We start from the raw sequence: 16,118 nt of genomic DNA, 5'->3' as shown, positions 1-16,118 counted from the left end.
CTGCACGTTTTCAGGCGGGCACGGCCCATCCCTTCTGGCTCGCAGGGCGGGACCAGCACCGCTCCACCCAGGCCATGACATTCGGGAAGCGATCGAGCTCCAGCACCTCGCGGGCATTGTAGAACACGTCCGTGCCCCGCACCCAGGGGAAGGTGGCGATGTCCGCAATGGTGTAGTCATCTCCCATCAGATAGGTCCTGCCTTCAAGCCGCGCCTCCAGCACGCCGAGAAGCCGCTTGGCTTCGTCACGGTAGCGTTCCACCGGATAGGGGTTGTTCGCAACCTTGTCCGCCGCATATTTGAAGAAATGGCCGAACTGGCCGAACATGGGGCCAACCCCACCCATCTGGAAGAATACCCAGGCCATGGTTTCGTAACGGGCCGCCGGATCGGCAGGAAGCAGCTTGCCCGCCTTTTCTGCCAGATAGACCAGAATGGCGCCGGACTCGAAGAGGCCGAGCGGCTTGCCGCCGGGCCCATGCGGATCGAGGATCGCCGGAATGCGGCCGTTGGGGTTCAGGGACACGAATTCCGGGCTCTTCTGGGAATTGTCGGCGAAGGTGACCTTGTGGGCTTCATAGGGAATGCCAAGCTCTTCCAGAGCGATGGAAACCTTCACGCCGTTCGGCGTCGCGAGCGAATAGAGCTGAAGCAGGTCGGGATTGGCCGCAGGCCAGCGTTGAGTGACGGGGAATGCAGAAAGGTCGGTCATGGCGGTTCTCCTTTGTTCCCACCCAACGTAGGAACTGCCGGCACAGCGGGCAATATGGTTGTCCTATAAAACTTAGTCGTCCGATGTTCAGAATTTTTGAACAATGTGTTGCTCATTGTTTATATTTATCCTTTGTCAATAATTCGGTAACCCTTGTGTCAGTTGTTCGTTACGCCAGTCATTTGACGTAACGATCGTCTGAGTTTCCCCGCCGGTTGTCGCCGGTTGGCTCTCGCCCCTTTCAAGGAGTTTCTCCATGTCCCGCGATATCCTTCTTCTGGTCGCCCGCGCCCTGCTCGCCTTCATGTTCATCATGGCCGGCTTCGGCAAGCTGGCGGATGCCAGCGGCACGGCCGGCATGATTGCAGGTGCCGGTCTTCCGGCTCCGACTGCCCTCGCCTATCTTGCCGGTCTGTTCGAACTCGTAGCCGGGCTGGCCGTTCTGGTTGGCTTTCAGGTTCGTATCGTCGGCTGGGCCCTGGCTCTCTTCTGCATCTTCACCGCCTTCGTCTTCCATGGCGGCGCCATCAACATGCCCGGCTTCTCGCCGGAAGCGAATGGCATGCTGACCATGTTCAACCAGATCATGATGATGAAGAACCTGACGTTGGCCGGCGCCTATATCCTGCTCGCGACCGTGGGTGCGGGTGCCCTTTCCATCGATGCCCGCCGCGGCGCACCGGCTCTTGCCTGATACTGAACCATTTCAATTCAGAAGCCCCTCCGCAGGCCTTGCGCGAGGGGCTTCGTTGTTTCGAAACGAGACAGGAAGCGGGCAAATACCACTCGCAATTCCCGTCTCCCTCCGGGAAACTGAATTTTTATCTATTTAATATCAATGACTTATATGATTTTCGATATGCCATGTTCCTAATCCCTAAAAGAAGCAGGGAATGAATCAAATTCTAGAGATCAAGTTCATGCCTATAAAACATATTAGCGATATAAACGCCCCCACAGCCGATTTTCAGGTGGGAGTTTTGCAATATGAATCAGGATGCTGGAATTAAGGCCCGAAAAGAGACACGCTCGGATGTGCGCCTTTTCGGACGGCTCAAATATTTGAATGCGGAAATTCTCTGCCGCGTCGTCAATCTCTCCGAACAGGGGATCGGCCTTCAGCTTTCCGAGCCACGCGACATGCAGCCCGGTATTCCCGTTTCCTTCAGCGGGCCGGAACTGGGCCATCTGACGGGCACGGTCTCCTGGTATCGCAACGGAACGGTCGGTCTGCGCCTGAAGCACACGTCCAGCACCTATGCCCAGGTGCAATCCTATTTCCGCTTTTTCCATGACGATCTGAAGCCCAAGCCGAAGGTGCTCCAGGCCTGAGGCAGGCGCTCAGAGCGCCGCACGCACCTTCTCTGCAATTTCGGCAATGCGCTTGTTGCCGTCGTGGAGAGGTTTCCTTGCGCGCATCAGGCAAGCCTCGGATTTCAGAATGATGCCGTCGTCCAGAACCCGCAGGTGATTGGCCACCAGCGTCGAGCCTGTCGAGGTGATATCGACGATGATATCGGCGGAGCCCGCCGCAGGCGCTCCTTCCGTGGCTCCCAGGCTTTCCACGATCCGGTAGAGCTGGATCCCGTGCTGGGCCGAGAAAAATTGCTGGGTCAGCCGCCAGTATTTCGTCGCGATGGCAAGCCGCCGTCCATGGCGGGCGCGGAAATCGGCCGCCACATCGCCAAGATCGGCCATGGTTGTGACATCGAGCCAGATTTCCGGCACAGCCACCACCACATCCGCATGACCAAAGCCGAGGCGCGCGGAAATTTCCATGCGGCGATCCGCGTCGGCCAGCCCCTCGCGCACCAGGTCCTCGCCGGTCACCCCGAAATCGACCGAGCCGTTGCCGATCTCGCGGGCAATTTCGGAAGCCGAGAGAAAGGCGATTTCAATATCGTCGTGACCTTCAACGCGGCCCCGATAATTCCGGTCATTGCCGATGCCGGTGATCTTCAGGCCGGCACGCTCGAAGATCGCCGAGGCATCGTCCTTCATTCGTCCCTTGGAGGGCAGCGCGATGGTGATCGTCATGGGCGAACTCCCTGAGCGCGGGCCGTTTCGATGCGGTCGAGCCAGACGGCGAAGCCGACGGCCGGAATGGGGTGCTCGGCCCCCAGCAGCGTCAGCAGACGGTCGAAGCGCCCACCGCCCACCAGCACCGCGCCATTTTCGTCAGCCGCCTCGAAGACGAGGCCCGTATAATAGTCGAGCGGTCGCCCGAAGGCGGCGCGATAGGTGATCGACGCCGTCTCCACGCCGGCGGCCGACAATTCGGCCACGCGCGCCCGGAAGCCGCCGAGGGCCGCACCGAGATCGAGGCCGGCTCCGGCTGCAAAGCCGTCCAGCGCTGCCGAAGCATCGGAGAGCGGCACCGAAAGGGAAAGGAACCGGCGCAGCACGGCAATCTTGGCGGGGTCGAGGCGGGTTTCCGCAAGCGCCCGCTTCTGCTTCAACCGGCGGGCGATGGCCTCCGGGCTGCGGCTGGCATTGGTGGAATAGCCGGTTTCCACCATGGTGCGGTCGATCCAGCCGACAAGCGCGGCTTCGTCATGCGCGTCCAGAAGGGCGCGGACCTCGGGCGTCAGGCCGGTCACGGCCTCAGGCTCGGCAAGGCGGGTCAGCAATTGCTCGAGATGGTTCATGTTGCCGAAGGCATGGATCAGGCGCTTCTGCCAGCCGGCCGGCAGGCCAAGTGCCGCCACGACCGCTTCAAACACCGCCTGATCGCCCAGCAGCGTGGTGATCGTCCGGTTTGGGACCAGAGCGTTCAACACCGCGAAGGCATCGGCCACCGCGCGGGCATCGGCGGCAGCGGTCTGGGCATCGCCCAGATCTTCGATGCCCGCCTGATAGAATTCCTTCGGCCCCTCGCGGCGCTGGCGGAACACCTCGCCGAGATAGGCATAACGACGTGGCGTTCCGGTTGCGGTCTCGATGTGACGCAGGCAGACGGGAATGGTGAATTCGGGCCGCAGGCAGAGGCTCGCGCCCGTCTCGTCCTCGGTCATGAAGATACGGCGGCGCAGATCCTCGCCGGCCATGTCGAGAAAGGGTTCGGCGGGCTGGATGACCGGGGTATCGACCCGCTCGGTGCCACGGGCCGCCAGAAGATCGGAAAGTTCCGCCGCAAAGGCGGGCAGCTTCATCAAAGGCATAGGACGACCTCGTACGGCATGGCGCGTGCAGCCCCCTCGCCCGGCTGCCGCCCGCTTATCCCCGTCGAGGAGAAGAAAGGCGCGGCGCGGCCTGCATTCCCGCCTCTGCCCTCGGGGAGAGGATGCCGGCAGGGAGCTGAGGGGAAACCAGGCACAAACATTACTTCGCCCTCGCCCGATCCTCGGCCTGTTCGGCGAGAATGCGCTTGACGGTCTCCACAAGCTCGGCTTCCGGCACGGTGACCTGCGCGACGCGGGCCTCGCGCCAGGTCGCATTGTCCTCGATCTCGCCGGACAGACGCTTGCCCTCGATCAGGTCCTTGATCTGCACCACACCGGAGGCGCGCTCGTCGCCGCCCTGAATGATGGCGACCGGCGAGCCGCGGCGATCGGCATATTTCAGCTGGTTGCCGAACTTCTTCCAGTTGCCCTGATACATCTCCGCCCGGATGCCCTCGTTGCGCAGGGCCTGCGTGAAACGCTGGTAGCGGCCCATGGCCTCTACATCGCCATCCATCACCGTGACGAGCACGGGTGCCAGCACCTCGTCCTGTCCGAGCTTGCCGAGATTCTTCAGCGCGGTCATCAGGCGCGAGACGCCGATCGAAAACCCCGTTGCCGGGACCGGCTGGCCCATGAAGCGCGAGACGAGCCCATCATAGCGCCCGCCCCCGCCAACGGAACCGAAGACGACCTTCTCGCCCTTTTCGTTGATGACGTCGAAGGTCAGTTCGGCCTCATAGACAGGGCCGGTATAATATTCGAGGCCCCGGACGACCGAGGGGTCGATCTTGATGCGGGTGCTGTCATAGCCGGCGCCGGAAACAAGCGCCCCGATGAGGTTCAGCTCTTCGACACCTTCCGCACCCTTCGAGGTTCCGGCCACAAGGGCAGCAAGCTCCGCCGCGCTCGCCGCATAATCCCGGATCCCGACGAAGAACAGGACCTTGCCGATCTGTGCGTCGTCGAGCCCCGCACCCTTGGTGAAGTCGCCGCTTTCATCCTTCCGGCCCGGGCCGAGCAACAGCCGCACGCCTTCCTCGCCGAACTTGTCCATCTTGTCGATGGCGCGCAGCACATTCAGCCTGCGGGCGGCATTCTCGTCACCGCCGAGCCCGATGGCTTCCATCACGCCGTCGAGGACCTTGCGGTTGTTGACCCGGATCACGTAATCGCCGCGCTTGATGCCCAGCGCTTCCAGCGTATCGGCCATCATCATGCACATTTCCGCATCCGACTGGACGCCGGGTGCGCCGACGCTGTCGGCATCGAACTGCATGAACTGGCGGAAGCGCCCCGGACCCGGCTTCTCGTTGCGGAAGACGTAACCCGCCCGATAGGTGCGGTAGGGCAGCTGGATCTCGTTGAAATTCTCGGCCACATGGCGGGCGAGCGGCGCGGTCAGATCGTAGCGCAGGCTCATCCACTGCTCGTCGTCGTCCTGCAGCGAGAAGACGCCCTCGTTTGGCCGGTCGCTGTCGGGCAAGAACTTGCCCAGCGCGTCCGTATATTCGAAGAGCGGCGTTTCCACGGGATCGAAGCCGTAGCGCTCGTAGACCGCCTTGATCTTCGCCACCATCTCCTCGACCGCGCGGATATCGCCCGCATGGCGGTCGACAAAACCACGAGGCAAGCGGGCTTTCAGCTTCTGCGGTTTCTTGGACTTTTCGCTCATGGGGGTACTCTTGCATCCAGGGCTTCTTGTTCGAGCGGTTTCCTAGCGGATTGAGCCCGCAGCGGCAAGGGCGGCGGGTGTTTTAGCACCGCATCAAAAGCCCGCTGGCCAGGGACCCGCAAAAGGCGTATCATCACCCGTATTTCAAGGAGCCAGTGCGAGGACCGCATGCGCCAGCCATTCGATATTCCCGAAGAGCTTTTCAACCGCGCCGAGGCCGCAGCCGCCGAACGAGGCGTGCCGGTGAGACGCTTCCTCCTCGACGCCATTCTGGAAGCGGTCGAGGACGTGGAAGACATGAAGGCCGCCGACGCCGCCATGGAGCGCATTCGCAACGGCGAGGACGAGATTGTAGACGCCAAGGAGTTTTGGAGTGGGCTCGCGCTGGACGATCACCTACCGGAAGTCGATAAGAAAATTCGTCGAAAGGCTTGATCCGAAGCAGCGCGGTCGGATCTATCACTTTCTGGAAGAGCGGCTCGCACAGCTCGACGACGTCAGACAGATCGGTCAAGCCATGCATGGGCCTGACTTCAGGGACAGATGGCGCTACCGTGTGGGTGACTATCGCATCATCTGCGAGATCCGGGATCGGGAACTCGTGGTCCTGGTGATCGAAATCGGCCACAGGAGCAGTATCTATCGATGATCGTCGAGGCGCTGAACTACGGGGCGAGCTGGCCTTTCACGCCGAGGGAGTTCCGTCCCCATCTCGCCTCGTCGGTCAGCCTCTGGTCGCGGGCAAACCGTTGCGCCCGGCACTGGCGGCCGCATGAGCAGGAATGCCATCGCGTCATCGGAGAAACGGTCGCCCGTCTTTCCAGCCGCAGAAGCTGCGTCGTGCTCGGTTCCGGCCTGCTGCGCGACGTGCCGGTCACACTTCTCAGCCGCGCCTTCGATACGGTAATCCTGATCGATCTCGTCCATCTCGCGCCGGTCCGGTTGCGTATCGCCTTCGGCGGTCTGAAGAATGTGCGGTTCATCCACCGGGACCTGTCGGGCTTTTCAGCCGGTGGGCAGGACCAACGTCCCGACCCCCTCGCCTTTCTCGCGCAGGTGCCCTATCTGGATCTGGTGATTTCCGCCAACCTCCTGTCCCAGCTCGGCATCGGCGCCGCACGCCGGATCGACCGCGAGCGGCCGGGAATCGGCGATACCGAGCGGGAAACCCTGCTGAGGGAGGTCATCGCCCGGCATGTGGAGGGCCTTGCAGGACTTTCCTGCCCGGCGCTTCTTCTGACCGACACCGGTTTCGACATCCTCGACCGGGCGGGAAGCCGGCAGGACGGTGTGGACCTCATGCATGGTGTGCCCCTGCCAGAGCCGGACGCAAGCTGGGACTGGATGGTTGCGCCCATGGGCGAATCCGCCAAGAATTACGCCCTGCGCCATCGGGTAATGGCGCATCTGTTCAACGCGCCACGGAGATATCCGGCATGAGTCTGCGCAAGCTCTCGACCATCGGCTTCGATGCGGACGACACCCTGTGGCAGAACGAGCATTTCTATCGCCTGACCGAACGGCACTTCGCCTCGCTTCTCGCGGACTATGCGGATGGCGAACACGTATCCGCCCGACTGCTGGAAGCGGAAAAGCGCAATCTTTCCTATTACGGCTTCGGAATAAAGGGCTTCACCCTGTCCATGATCGAAACGGCGCTCGACGTGACGGAGGGGCGCGTCCCCTCGAGCGTCATTTCAGAGATTCTGGCCATCGGACGGGATCTGCTGAAACATCCGGTCGAGACGCTGCCCCATGCCCGGTCGGTGCTCGAACAGTTGCGGGGCGAGTATTATCTGGTGCTGATCACCAAGGGCGACCTGTTCGACCAGGAGCGCAAGCTCGCCCAGTCGGGCCTCGGGGATTTCTTCGATGCGGTGGAGATCGTGTCCGACAAATCGCCGACGACCTATCGGCGGATCTTCTCCAGAACCGCCGGCGGGCCGGATTGCGCCGCCATGATCGGCAATTCGCTGAAATCGGATATCGTGCCGGCATTGGCGGCCGGCGCCTGGGGCATCTTCGTTCCCCATCCCCTCACCTGGGTGCTGGAGCATGTGGAGCCGCCACGGGATGCGCCGCGGTTCCGCGAAATTCCCGATCTCGGCGCCCTTTTGCCTGTTATTGCCGATATCGTCGCGTGAGGCCTATTGCGGCGTGATGACGATGGAATAGGGAGCGCCGAGCCCACGGCGCGGCGACATGCGCGCATAATAGGGCCGGATGATCCAGACCGCATCCTTGTCGGATTTCAGCACCTTGTCGGCTGCCCCACCCTGGGTGGAGAAAAGCTCATCCTCGTCCTCGCCAACCTCATCGAAAATGACCAGGCCGACGAAATTGTTGCGCGGCTTGAACTGGAAGCGGAAGGATTCGCCCGCCTTGACCTGAAGGCTGTAGACGACGCCGCGCCCATCCCGCGTCCAGCCGGACAGGGTCAACGGCCCCTTCAGCGGCACGGCAATGCCCTGAAGACGCTCCCCGGGATAAAGCTCGTACATGGCAAGCGCAGGCCCGCACGCCGCCAGTCCGGTTGCGAGAAGGCCAAGGCCGAAGAGGGCGCGGCGGCTATAGAGGCGTTTGTCGGTCATGTTCGATCCATCGTCACGGGGCGCTTGAAGTCCTGCCGCAGCTTCTCGACGGAGGGCCGGCAGTGGCACCCTTCAATATGGTCATTTACCAGACCCATGGCCTGCATGAAGGCGTAAACCGTGGTCGGCCCGACAAAAGTCCAGCCCCGCTTCTTCAGGTCCTTGGACAGGCGGACGGAGACTTCGGTCGTCGGATTGGCGCAGAGGGTCGCCTTGTCTACCCGCGCCGGGCGCTGGGCGGGGCCGGGTTCATAGGCCCAGAAGAAGGCGGCAAGCGAGCCCTTTTCCTCGATGAGTTCGATGGCGCGGCGGGCATTGTTGATGGTCGAGACGATCTTGCCGCGATGGCGGATGATCCCGGGATCGGCGACGAGGCGGGCCACGTCTGACTCGTCGAAGGCCGCAACCCTGCGGACATCGAAGCCGGCGAAGGCGCGTCGGAAATTCTCCCGCTTGCGCAGGATCGTCAACCAGGACAGGCCGGACTGGAATCCTTCAAGGCAGATCTTTTCGAACAGTCTTGTATCATCCGTAACGGGCCGGCCCCATTCCTCGTCGTGATAGTGGCGGTAATCTTCCAGGCCGCCATACCAGAAACAGCGCCCCTGCCCGTCTTCCTCGCGGATGATTCCCTCGATTTCCTCAAACATCTGGTGCCTTCCTGCCATCAAATCCGGCGGCCCTGCGGCCGGTTTGCCGTTTTTACCATCTGATTACCCTGTTTCAAAACCGGGCGCTAACCCTGACAAAAGGTTTATGCTTTCGGTTAAAGGCGAAAGACCACCCGTTAACCAATATCTCGCGGATGGTTGCCACCATGGCGACCAGGACCGGCCGGAACTTTTCCGGCGCTGTCCGCTTTTTGGAACGGGTCGCCGGAACCTATCCGGCTGTTTGTCGCGAGTATGCCCATGCTGAAGAAAGCCGCCACCATCCTTCTTGCCCTTGCCACACTTGCGCCGCTTCCAGCCGAAGCGGGCAGCCGCTATCAGTCCGGTGCACCGGTGATGGTCAACCCGGAGCTGACCGCTCCCTGGATCATGCAACTCGGACAGGGCGGACAGGTGATCTACTCTACCCGCAAGGTGGTTTACCGGCCGATGATCTTCCAGAATGGCGGTCAGCGGGTCATCGTTCATCGCCAGCAGCCGCAACCGCTCTTCGGACAGCCCGCCTCCCGGCAACGCCGGGCGCTTCTGCCGCAGCAGGTCAATCCCGCCAATCCGGCGGCACAGCCCGTGGGGTTCGTGCCGGCACAGGATCCGGCGCGCCGCCCGATCGATCCGGCCTACCTGCCGCAGGATGTCGCCTATGACACCAGCGCCAAGCCGGGCACCATCGTGATCGATACGAACAGCCGGTTCCTGTATCTGGTTACAGGCGAAGGCCAGGCCCGCCGCTATGGCGTGGGCGTCGGCAAACCCGGCTTCGAATGGCGCGGCACGCACCGCATTACCCGCAAGCAGGAATGGCCGACCTGGAATCCCCCGTCCGAAATGCGCGCCCGCGAAGCGGCCAAGGGTCATATCCTGCCCGCCAGCATGGAAGGCGGCGTGGAAAATCCCCTCGGCGCCCGGGCCATGTATCTCGGCTCCACGCTCTACCGCATTCATGGCACCAATGCGCCCTGGACGATCGGCTTTGCGGTGTCGTCGGGCTGCATCCGCATGCGCAACGAGGACGTGGTCGACCTTTACGAACGGGTCAAAGTGGGAACCAAAGTCATCGTGCTCTGATTTTTTCGGGCTTCGATCGGCTGAAAGGGGGCCTTGCGGTCCCCTTTTTGCTTGCGGATTTGCAAATCCGCATTAGCCTTCGCATCGGGACAGGCCGGGGGAAGTCCGGCGTTGGAAGGGCAGAACATCATGAAGAGCATCACATGGACGATGGCACTGGCCATCATGGCCGGCAGCATCAGCTTCGGCACGATGGCGGTCGCGCAGGAGCCGGGCCTTGCCCGCAATGCGCGCGCGGAGCCGGTCTACAACAGCAAGCGCGTCGTGCCGCAGCAATTCAAGCGGAAGCTGATCCGCCTCGAAACCAATGAAGAGCCGGGCACGATCATCATCGATACGAACAACAAGTTCCTGTATCTGGTCGAGCCAGGTGGCCGGGCGATCCGCTATGGCGTGGGTGTCGGCCGCGAAGGCTTCGGCTGGTCAGGCGTCGTGAAGGTGGGCCGCAAGCAGGAATGGCCGGACTGGACGCCGCCGCCGGAAATGCGCGCCCGTGAGGCCGCAAAGGGCCATCCCCTTCCCGCCCACATGAAGGGCGGAGAGGACAATCCGCTGGGCGCGCGCGCGATGTATCTCTACCGCAAGGGCCGGGATACCGCGTTCCGGATTCATGGAACCAACCAACCCTGGTCGATCGGCCTCAACCTGTCGTCCGGCTGCATCCGGATGATGAACAAGGATGTGACCGATCTCTACGACCGCGTTTCCATCGGGGCGAAGGTGATTGTCATCGGCCCGGGCAACAAGCAGGGCAAGGTCGCCTTTGAAGACCGTGGTCTCGATTTCTTCCGTACCCTGTTCGGCGGCTGAGACCAGCCGCATCGCGTCCGGGACAAGGCACGCGAAGGGTTCTTCGCGTGCTTCTTTTTTCTGAGTGGTCCGCCGCTCTAATTGTTTTATAGTATAAGCTTATTCGCAAAAGTAGAAATTCCGGGCCTTGCTCGAATATTCATGACGCCGTCATTGCATTTATGGTGAAGAAAAGGGAAATATGGGCGAATCATCGTCCAAATTTGGCCTCATTTCAAAGGAGAGCCTATGCCCTTGCCGAACAATGCAGTTCTTATTGCTCGCTCCGCCTGCCTTTCTGCGGCGATACTGGGATTGATGACGATTCATTCGGCTGCGCGGGCCGATGACTTCGCAATCCAGATCTATGGCGGTTATCAGGGCGCGCCGCATAGCGATGTGTCCGTTTCGGACGGCACTGAATTTACGGCTGGCTGGGAAGGCAAATCCTTCGAAATGCCGCCCTATATCGGCGCGCGCGGCATCTGGTGGGGCGCGGTCGACAGCATGCCCGATCTGGGCTTCTCCATCGATTACACGCATGCCAAGGTTTATGCCGATGACGAGACCCTGGCGAAGACGCCCGGCTGGACCCATTTCGAATTTACCGACGGCCTGAATCTGGTGACGCTGAACGCCCTTTATCGTTTCCCCATCGTGGATACGAATTTCACCCCCTATGTGGGTGCGGGTGCCGGTATCAACATTCCGCATGTGGAGGTAACGCGACCATCCGGCATCACCTCGGAATATCAGCTTGGGGGCGCCACGCTGCAGGCGCAAGCCGGTATCGATTACCGGTTGACCGAGCGGTGGTCGGTTTTCGCGGAATACAAGGGTAACTATTCCTTTGTCAGTGCCGATATCGACAATGGCGCGACGCTCGACACCAATATCTGGACCAACGCGGTCAATTTCGGCGTGTCATTCCGCTTCTGACGGGAACATCTTCAAAAGCGCGGTCCTTTCCGGTTCGCGCAGACAGAACAGGGCTCCGCTGATCTGGTAGGCGGGGCCTTTTTCCGTTTTGGAACGGATCACGTAATGGCCACGCATATGCTTGTCGTCGGTGCCGGTGGAAGCCGCGGCCAGGCTGATGTCGAGGGCACGATTGTCGGTTTCGTCGTCGTAGAGGCGCAGCAGCACGACACCGTCGTCCGCCCAGCTTTGCGACTGCATCTGGCTGGTCAGGCGGCGCGCGGCAAGCCCCTCAGGCGCGGAGGGATCGGCAATCCCGAGACGCCCGGTCAAATGGGACAGACGCCCGCCGAGATCCGCAGCGAATTCCACATTCACAGCCAGATTGAGACGGCGATCCTGGGCCATGCAGGCAAACCGATCATCGGCGCTGGCGTCGCTGAAGCAAAGGGTGAGCAAGGCGAGAGAAATGCAAGTTTTCTGCATGATACACTCCCATGGACGAAGAGCGATCAGACAGTCCAACTCTCCGTTATATTCTATATAACATTGCTCTCATTAATATTATGTGGGCGGTTTCCGCCGTAAGCCCAGTCCAGAAGCTGCACAGTGTGCACAATTGGCACACCGACGGTATCGGCAAGCTGGGTCATGCAGCCAATGTTGCCGGCCGCCATGATCTGCGCCTTCAAGGCACGAATATTCTTGCTCTTCCGCGCCTTCAACTGCGCGGCGATGTCCGGCTGGAGGATGTTGTAGGTGCCGGCCGAGCCGCAGCAAAGGTGACTTTCGGCCGGTTCGCGCAGCGTGAAGCCTGCCTTTCTCAGCAATGCCTTGGGTTGAAGGGTAATTTTCTGGCCGTGCTGGAGCGAGCAGGCCGCATGGTAGGCTACGGCAATGCCATTGGCCTTGAGGTCCGGCAGGTCGAGCGTCGCCAGATATTCGGTCACATCCCGGGCAAGGGAGGCAATCTTCTCCGCCTTTTGCCGATAGGCACCGTCGTGCTGGAAGAGATGTCCGTAATCCTTGATCACCGTGCCGCAGCCGGACGTGGTGATCAGGATGGCATCGAGCCCTTTGCCCTCGATCTCCCGCATCCAAGCATCGATGGTGGCGCGGGCGTGGGCTCTTGCCTCCTCCTCGCGGCCCATATGATGGGTGAGCGCGCCGCAGCATCCGCCCGAAGGCGAGACAACCACTTCGACCCCCAGCCGGGTCAGCAGGGCAATGGCGGCGCGGTTGATCTCCGGGTCAAGCACGGACTGCGCGCAGCCGGCGAGCATGGCGACCCGGCCCCGCCTTTCCGCTTCCGCGGGAAAGATGCCGTCGCGCGGCATCCGTAGCCTTGCGGGCAGGGATTTCGGCGCCAGCGCCAGCATGGCGGCCATGGGTTTCAGCCCGGGAAAACGGCCGATCAGCCCCGCGAAGGGGCGGCCGAGGCCCGCCAGCTTCACCGCCAGCCGGAAGCGTGCGGGATAGGGCAGCACGCGGGCCAGCACCGCCCGTATCATCCGGTCCGCGAGGGGGCGGCGATAGGTTTCCTCCACATGCACGCGGGCACGGTCGATCAGATGCATGTAGTCGACGCCGGATGGGCAGGTGGTGGTGCAGGCAAGGCAGGACAGGCACCGATCCACATGCAGGGCCACCTCGCCGTCGGCGGCGCGCCCGTTTTCCAGCATGTCCTTGATGAGGTAGATGCGCCCGCGCGGACTGTCGAGTTCGTTGCCCAGCGTCACATAGGTCGGGCAGGTGGCCGTGCAGAAGCCGCAATGGACACATTTGCGGATGATCTTCTCGGCTTCGGCTATCCGGGGATCTTCAAGCTGTTCGGGGGAAAAGCGGGTCTGCATGCCGGTTTACGCCTCGCCTTTGACCGGGCTCATCAGACCGGGATTGAGGATGCCATCGGGGTCGAGCGCGGCCTTGACGCGGGCGGACAGGGCCGAAATGCCCGGCAGTTGCGGCTCGAAGACGGGTATGTGGGCGCGAACCGCCTCACTCGCCCGGATCAGCGTGGCATGCCCGCCGCCTGCGGTTTTAATAAGGCGCCGCAGCATGTCCGCCTCGGGATCGGCTTCCATGCGCATCCAGACAAGGCCGCCCTGCCAGTCGTAGCAGGCATCGACGCCCGCTTCCAGGCGCAGGGCCGCCACGATCCGATGGCCCGCAGAGGGGGCTGCGGAAATGCGCCAGAGCGGCCGGCTCGTTCCATCCGCATAGGCGCGGCAATCGCGCACCTCCTGCCAGAGATTGCGGCTTTCCGGCGTGGCGATGCGGCTGACGGGACCGAAGGCTGCCAGTGCGCTGACAAGCTTTTGCAGCCGCGCCTTGACGGAGGCTTCGAGCCCTTCCAGCCGGAAGATCGTGGCCGCCCCATCCGGCAGCCGGTTGCCGAGGAAACGGTGGCGGACCGTGAAGGGCAGATGGGCTGCGGCCGACACTTCCACCGGCAGGGCCAGGGCGGTCGCCATGGCAATCGCCGCTTCCGCATCGCCGAGGCCGGAAACGAGCACGGTTTCGGATACCGGCGGCGTGGGCAAAACCTTGAAGGTCACCTCGGTCAGGAAACCCAGCGTGCCGTAGGAGCCGGCGAGAAGCTTGACCAGATCGAGGCCCGTGACGTTCTTCATCACCTTGCCGCCCGCCTTGATGGCCTCGCCCCGGCCGTTGACGAAGCGGATGCCGAGGAGATGGTCGCGTGCAGCGCCTGCGGTCAGCCGGCGCGGGCCGGAGCTGTTGACCGCAAAGAGGCCGCCGATGGTGGGCTCGCCAGACGTGCCGAGCACGCCGCGGTGGTCCATGGGTTCGAAGGCCATCATCTGGCCCTTCTCGGCCAGTGCGGCCTCGATTTCCCGCACGGGGGTGCCCGCCTTGGCAGTCATCACCATTTCCGCCGGATTATAGGCGGTGATGCCGGCGAGGCTTGTGCTGCGCAGGCAGAATTCCGCCTGAACCGGATGGCCGATGAGCGCCCGCGTATTGCCGCCCGCAAGCTTCAGCGGGGTCTTTGCCGCATCATGAGCCCGGATGATGTCTGCCGCTTCCGCCTCGCTGCGCGGATAGAAGAATTGCCTCATTCCGGCCGCCCCTCCAGCGGAAAGACCTTGGAACGGTTCATGAGCCAGCCGGGATCGAAGGCGGCGCGTACCGCCATCTGCTGGGCAAGGTCGGCAGGCTTGTACTGGAACGTCATCAGATCGCGCTTCTCGATGCCGACGCCATGCTCGCCGGTGAGGCATCCGCCCGCCTCGACACAGAGTTTCAGGATATCGTTGCCGGCCGCTTCCGCCTTTGCCGCCTCTTCCGGATCGTTGATGTTGTAGAGGATCAGCGGATGCATGTTGCCGTCCCCCGCATGGAAGACATTGGCGACGCGCAGGCCGTAGCGGGCGACGATTTCGCCGGTGCGCTTCAGCACGTGGGAGAGCTGGCCGAGCGGCACGGTGCCATCCATGCAGATATAATCGGCAATGCGACCCGTGGCGCCGAAGGCCGACTTGCGGCCCTTCCAGATCGCCGCCGCCTCCATGGCGGACTGGCTTTCCTTGACGGTCTTCACGCCGAAACGGCGGGCGATCCCGATGACGGACTGGAGCGTTGCCTCCATCTCCGCCTCGGAGCCCTCGACCTCGACGATCAGCAGCGCGCCGACGTCGAGCGGATAGCCCGCATGGGCAAAGGCCTCACAGATGGCGATGGCTTCCTTGTCCATGAATTCGATCGCGACAGGGATGATGCCGGCCCCGATGACGGCCGAAACGCAGGCGCCCGCATCCTCGGGCGTCTCGAAGCCGAAGAGCACGGGGCGCGCGCCTTCGGGCTTGGCGAGAATGCGCACGGTCGCCTCGGTGACGATGCCGAGCTGGCCCTCCGATCCGCAGACGAGGCCAAGAAGATCGTAGCCGCCGCTGTCGAGTGCCTTGCCGCCGATTTCGATCACCTCGCCATCGACGAGCACCATCTTCACGCCGAGCAGGTTGTTGGTGGTCACGCCATATTTCAGGCAGTGGGCGCCACCGGAATTCATGCCGATATTGCCGCCGATGGTGCAGGCGAGCTGCGAGCTCGGATCGGGCGCATAAAAGAAGCCTTCCGGCCCGACCCGGTCGGAGATGGAGAGATTGGTCACGCCGGCCTGGACGGTTGCTGTTCGGTTCGCCGTATCCACTTCGAGAATGCGGTTCATGCGCGAGAGGCAGATGACAACCGCATCCTCTTCCGGGATAGCGCCGCCCGAAAGCGAGGTTCCCGCCCCGCGCGGCACGACGGGCACCTGATAGCGGTGGCAGTATTTCAGCAGCGCGGCGACTTCCGCAGTCGTGCCGGGCAGTGCAACGGCGAGCGGCCGCTTGCGGTAGGCGATGAAGCCATCCGTCTCGAAAGGCACCAGCGCCCGCCCCTCATGCACCAGGCATTCGGGCGGCAGCAGATCCTTGAGATCGCCGATGATCGTGTCGCGCCGGGACAGAACCGGTGCTTTCGGCGTCAGAAACCGTATCGTCTCGCCCATCGGTCCTCCTTCGCGCCTTTACC

19 protein-coding genes are annotated in these 16,118 nt (G+C 62.5%); 9 read left to right on the top strand and 10 right to left on the bottom strand.

Features of this window, described 5'->3' with window-relative positions:
- Window positions 1-10: 10 nt before the first annotated feature.
- On the bottom strand, window positions 11-712 hold the full coding sequence (locus ACT54B_RS10185; protein ID WP_476044642.1) for a glutathione binding-like protein: 702 nt from the start codon (window positions 710-712) through the stop codon (window positions 11-13).
- Window positions 713-968: 256 nt separating this feature from the next.
- Between ACT54B_RS10185 and ACT54B_RS10180 the strand changes: the two genes are divergently transcribed.
- Together ACT54B_RS10180 and ACT54B_RS10175 are read left to right on the top strand one after the other, a co-directional pair.
- Complete coding sequence (locus tag ACT54B_RS10180) at window positions 969-1,406, top strand: DoxX family protein (RefSeq protein WP_476044641.1); 438 nt, start codon at window positions 969-971, stop codon at window positions 1,404-1,406.
- 293 nt (window positions 1,407-1,699) lie between these two features.
- Window positions 1,700-2,044, top strand: a complete 345-nt coding sequence (locus tag ACT54B_RS10175) for a PilZ domain-containing protein (protein WP_476044640.1) — start codon at window positions 1,700-1,702, stop codon at window positions 2,042-2,044.
- A 9-nt stretch (window positions 2,045-2,053) separates the two neighbouring features.
- Here the strand turns inward: ACT54B_RS10175 and hisG are convergent, their stop codons facing one another.
- The 3 genes from hisG to hisS form a co-directional block, all read right to left on the bottom strand.
- Window positions 2,054-2,749: an ATP phosphoribosyltransferase gene (gene hisG / locus ACT54B_RS10170; RefSeq protein ID WP_476044639.1), complete on the bottom strand. Its 696-nt coding sequence runs from the start codon at window positions 2,747-2,749 to the stop codon at window positions 2,054-2,056.
- Window positions 2,746-3,873 (bottom strand): ATP phosphoribosyltransferase regulatory subunit, encoded by a 1,128-nt coding sequence (locus ACT54B_RS10165; RefSeq protein WP_476044638.1) that lies wholly within the window; start codon window positions 3,871-3,873, stop codon window positions 2,746-2,748. The genes hisG and ACT54B_RS10165 overlap by 4 nt, the downstream gene beginning before the upstream one ends.
- 160 nt (window positions 3,874-4,033) lie before the next feature.
- Window positions 4,034-5,548 carry a histidine--tRNA ligase gene (gene hisS / locus ACT54B_RS10160; protein ID WP_476044637.1) on the bottom strand — a complete coding sequence of 505 codons (1,515 nt, stop codon included), beginning with the start codon at window positions 5,546-5,548 and terminating at the stop codon, window positions 4,034-4,036.
- A gap of 168 nt (window positions 5,549-5,716) precedes the next feature.
- Here hisS and ACT54B_RS10155 point away from each other — a divergent pair, with 168 nt between their 5' ends.
- Genes ACT54B_RS10155 through ACT54B_RS10140 form a run of 4 tightly spaced genes read left to right on the top strand, consistent with a single transcriptional unit; the run spans window position 5,717 to window position 7,692 of the window.
- Window positions 5,717-5,983: a type II toxin-antitoxin system RelB family antitoxin gene (locus ACT54B_RS10155; protein ID WP_476044636.1), complete on the top strand. Its 267-nt coding sequence runs from the start codon at window positions 5,717-5,719 to the stop codon at window positions 5,981-5,983.
- Complete coding sequence (locus tag ACT54B_RS10150; RefSeq protein WP_476044635.1) at window positions 5,922-6,197, top strand: type II toxin-antitoxin system RelE family toxin; 276 nt, start codon at window positions 5,922-5,924, stop codon at window positions 6,195-6,197. The genes ACT54B_RS10155 and ACT54B_RS10150 overlap by 62 nt, the downstream gene beginning before the upstream one ends.
- Window positions 6,194-6,988 (top strand): hypothetical protein, encoded by a 795-nt coding sequence (locus tag ACT54B_RS10145; RefSeq protein WP_476044634.1) that lies wholly within the window; start codon window positions 6,194-6,196, stop codon window positions 6,986-6,988. Before ACT54B_RS10150 ends, ACT54B_RS10145 begins: the two co-directional genes overlap by 4 nt.
- Window positions 6,985-7,692, top strand: coding sequence for an HAD family hydrolase (locus tag ACT54B_RS10140; RefSeq protein ID WP_476044633.1), 708 nt, complete (start codon window positions 6,985-6,987; stop codon window positions 7,690-7,692). The genes ACT54B_RS10145 and ACT54B_RS10140 overlap by 4 nt, the downstream gene beginning before the upstream one ends.
- Before the next feature lie 3 nt (window positions 7,693-7,695).
- Here ACT54B_RS10140 and ACT54B_RS10135 read toward each other — a convergent pair whose 3' ends face one another.
- Together ACT54B_RS10135 and ACT54B_RS10130 are read right to left on the bottom strand one after the other, a co-directional pair.
- On the bottom strand, window positions 7,696-8,139 hold the full coding sequence (locus ACT54B_RS10135) for a hypothetical protein (protein ID WP_476044632.1): 444 nt from the start codon (window positions 8,137-8,139) through the stop codon (window positions 7,696-7,698).
- Window positions 8,136-8,789 carry a DNA-3-methyladenine glycosylase I gene (locus ACT54B_RS10130; RefSeq protein ID WP_476044631.1) on the bottom strand — a complete coding sequence of 218 codons (654 nt, stop codon included), beginning with the start codon at window positions 8,787-8,789 and terminating at the stop codon, window positions 8,136-8,138. The genes ACT54B_RS10135 and ACT54B_RS10130 overlap by 4 nt, the downstream gene beginning before the upstream one ends.
- A 261-nt stretch (window positions 8,790-9,050) precedes the next feature.
- Here ACT54B_RS10130 and ACT54B_RS10125 point away from each other — a divergent pair, with 261 nt between their 5' ends.
- From ACT54B_RS10125 to ACT54B_RS10115, 3 genes are all read left to right on the top strand, one after another.
- On the top strand, window positions 9,051-9,875 hold the full coding sequence (locus ACT54B_RS10125; RefSeq protein WP_476044630.1) for a L,D-transpeptidase: 825 nt from the start codon (window positions 9,051-9,053) through the stop codon (window positions 9,873-9,875).
- A 150-nt stretch (window positions 9,876-10,025) separates the two neighbouring features.
- Window positions 10,026-10,685, top strand: coding sequence for a L,D-transpeptidase (locus ACT54B_RS10120; protein ID WP_476044830.1), 660 nt, complete (start codon window positions 10,026-10,028; stop codon window positions 10,683-10,685).
- Window positions 10,686-10,982: 297 nt separating this feature from the next.
- Window positions 10,983-11,603, top strand: coding sequence for an outer membrane protein (locus tag ACT54B_RS10115; protein WP_476044628.1), 621 nt, complete (start codon window positions 10,983-10,985; stop codon window positions 11,601-11,603).
- Here the strand turns inward: ACT54B_RS10115 and ACT54B_RS10110 are convergent.
- From ACT54B_RS10110 to ACT54B_RS10095, 4 genes are read right to left on the bottom strand one after another with little or no spacing between them, the layout of a single operon-like run.
- Complete coding sequence (locus ACT54B_RS10110) at window positions 11,589-12,068, bottom strand: hypothetical protein (protein ID WP_476044627.1); 480 nt, start codon at window positions 12,066-12,068, stop codon at window positions 11,589-11,591. The two genes, ACT54B_RS10115 and ACT54B_RS10110, sit on opposite strands and share 15 nt — an antisense overlap.
- 53 nt (window positions 12,069-12,121) lie before the next feature.
- Window positions 12,122-13,435, bottom strand: a complete 1,314-nt coding sequence (gene glcF, locus ACT54B_RS10105) for a glycolate oxidase subunit GlcF (protein ID WP_476044626.1) — start codon at window positions 13,433-13,435, stop codon at window positions 12,122-12,124.
- 6 nt (window positions 13,436-13,441) lie between these two features.
- Complete coding sequence (locus ACT54B_RS10100) at window positions 13,442-14,662, bottom strand: FAD-binding protein (RefSeq protein WP_476044625.1); 1,221 nt, start codon at window positions 14,660-14,662, stop codon at window positions 13,442-13,444.
- The gene (locus ACT54B_RS10095) at window positions 14,659-16,095 is read right to left on the bottom strand and encodes an FAD-linked oxidase C-terminal domain-containing protein (protein WP_476044624.1); all 1,437 of its coding nucleotides are present in this window, start codon (window positions 16,093-16,095) and stop codon (window positions 14,659-14,661) included. Before ACT54B_RS10095 ends, ACT54B_RS10100 begins: the two co-directional genes overlap by 4 nt.
- Window positions 16,096-16,118 lie beyond the last annotated feature (23 nt).

The organism is Gellertiella sp. DMC107 (genome assembly GCF_056313605.1).
The sequence above is the reverse complement of the archived record's forward strand: the minus strand, read 5'-3'. Positions and strand labels throughout refer to the sequence as shown.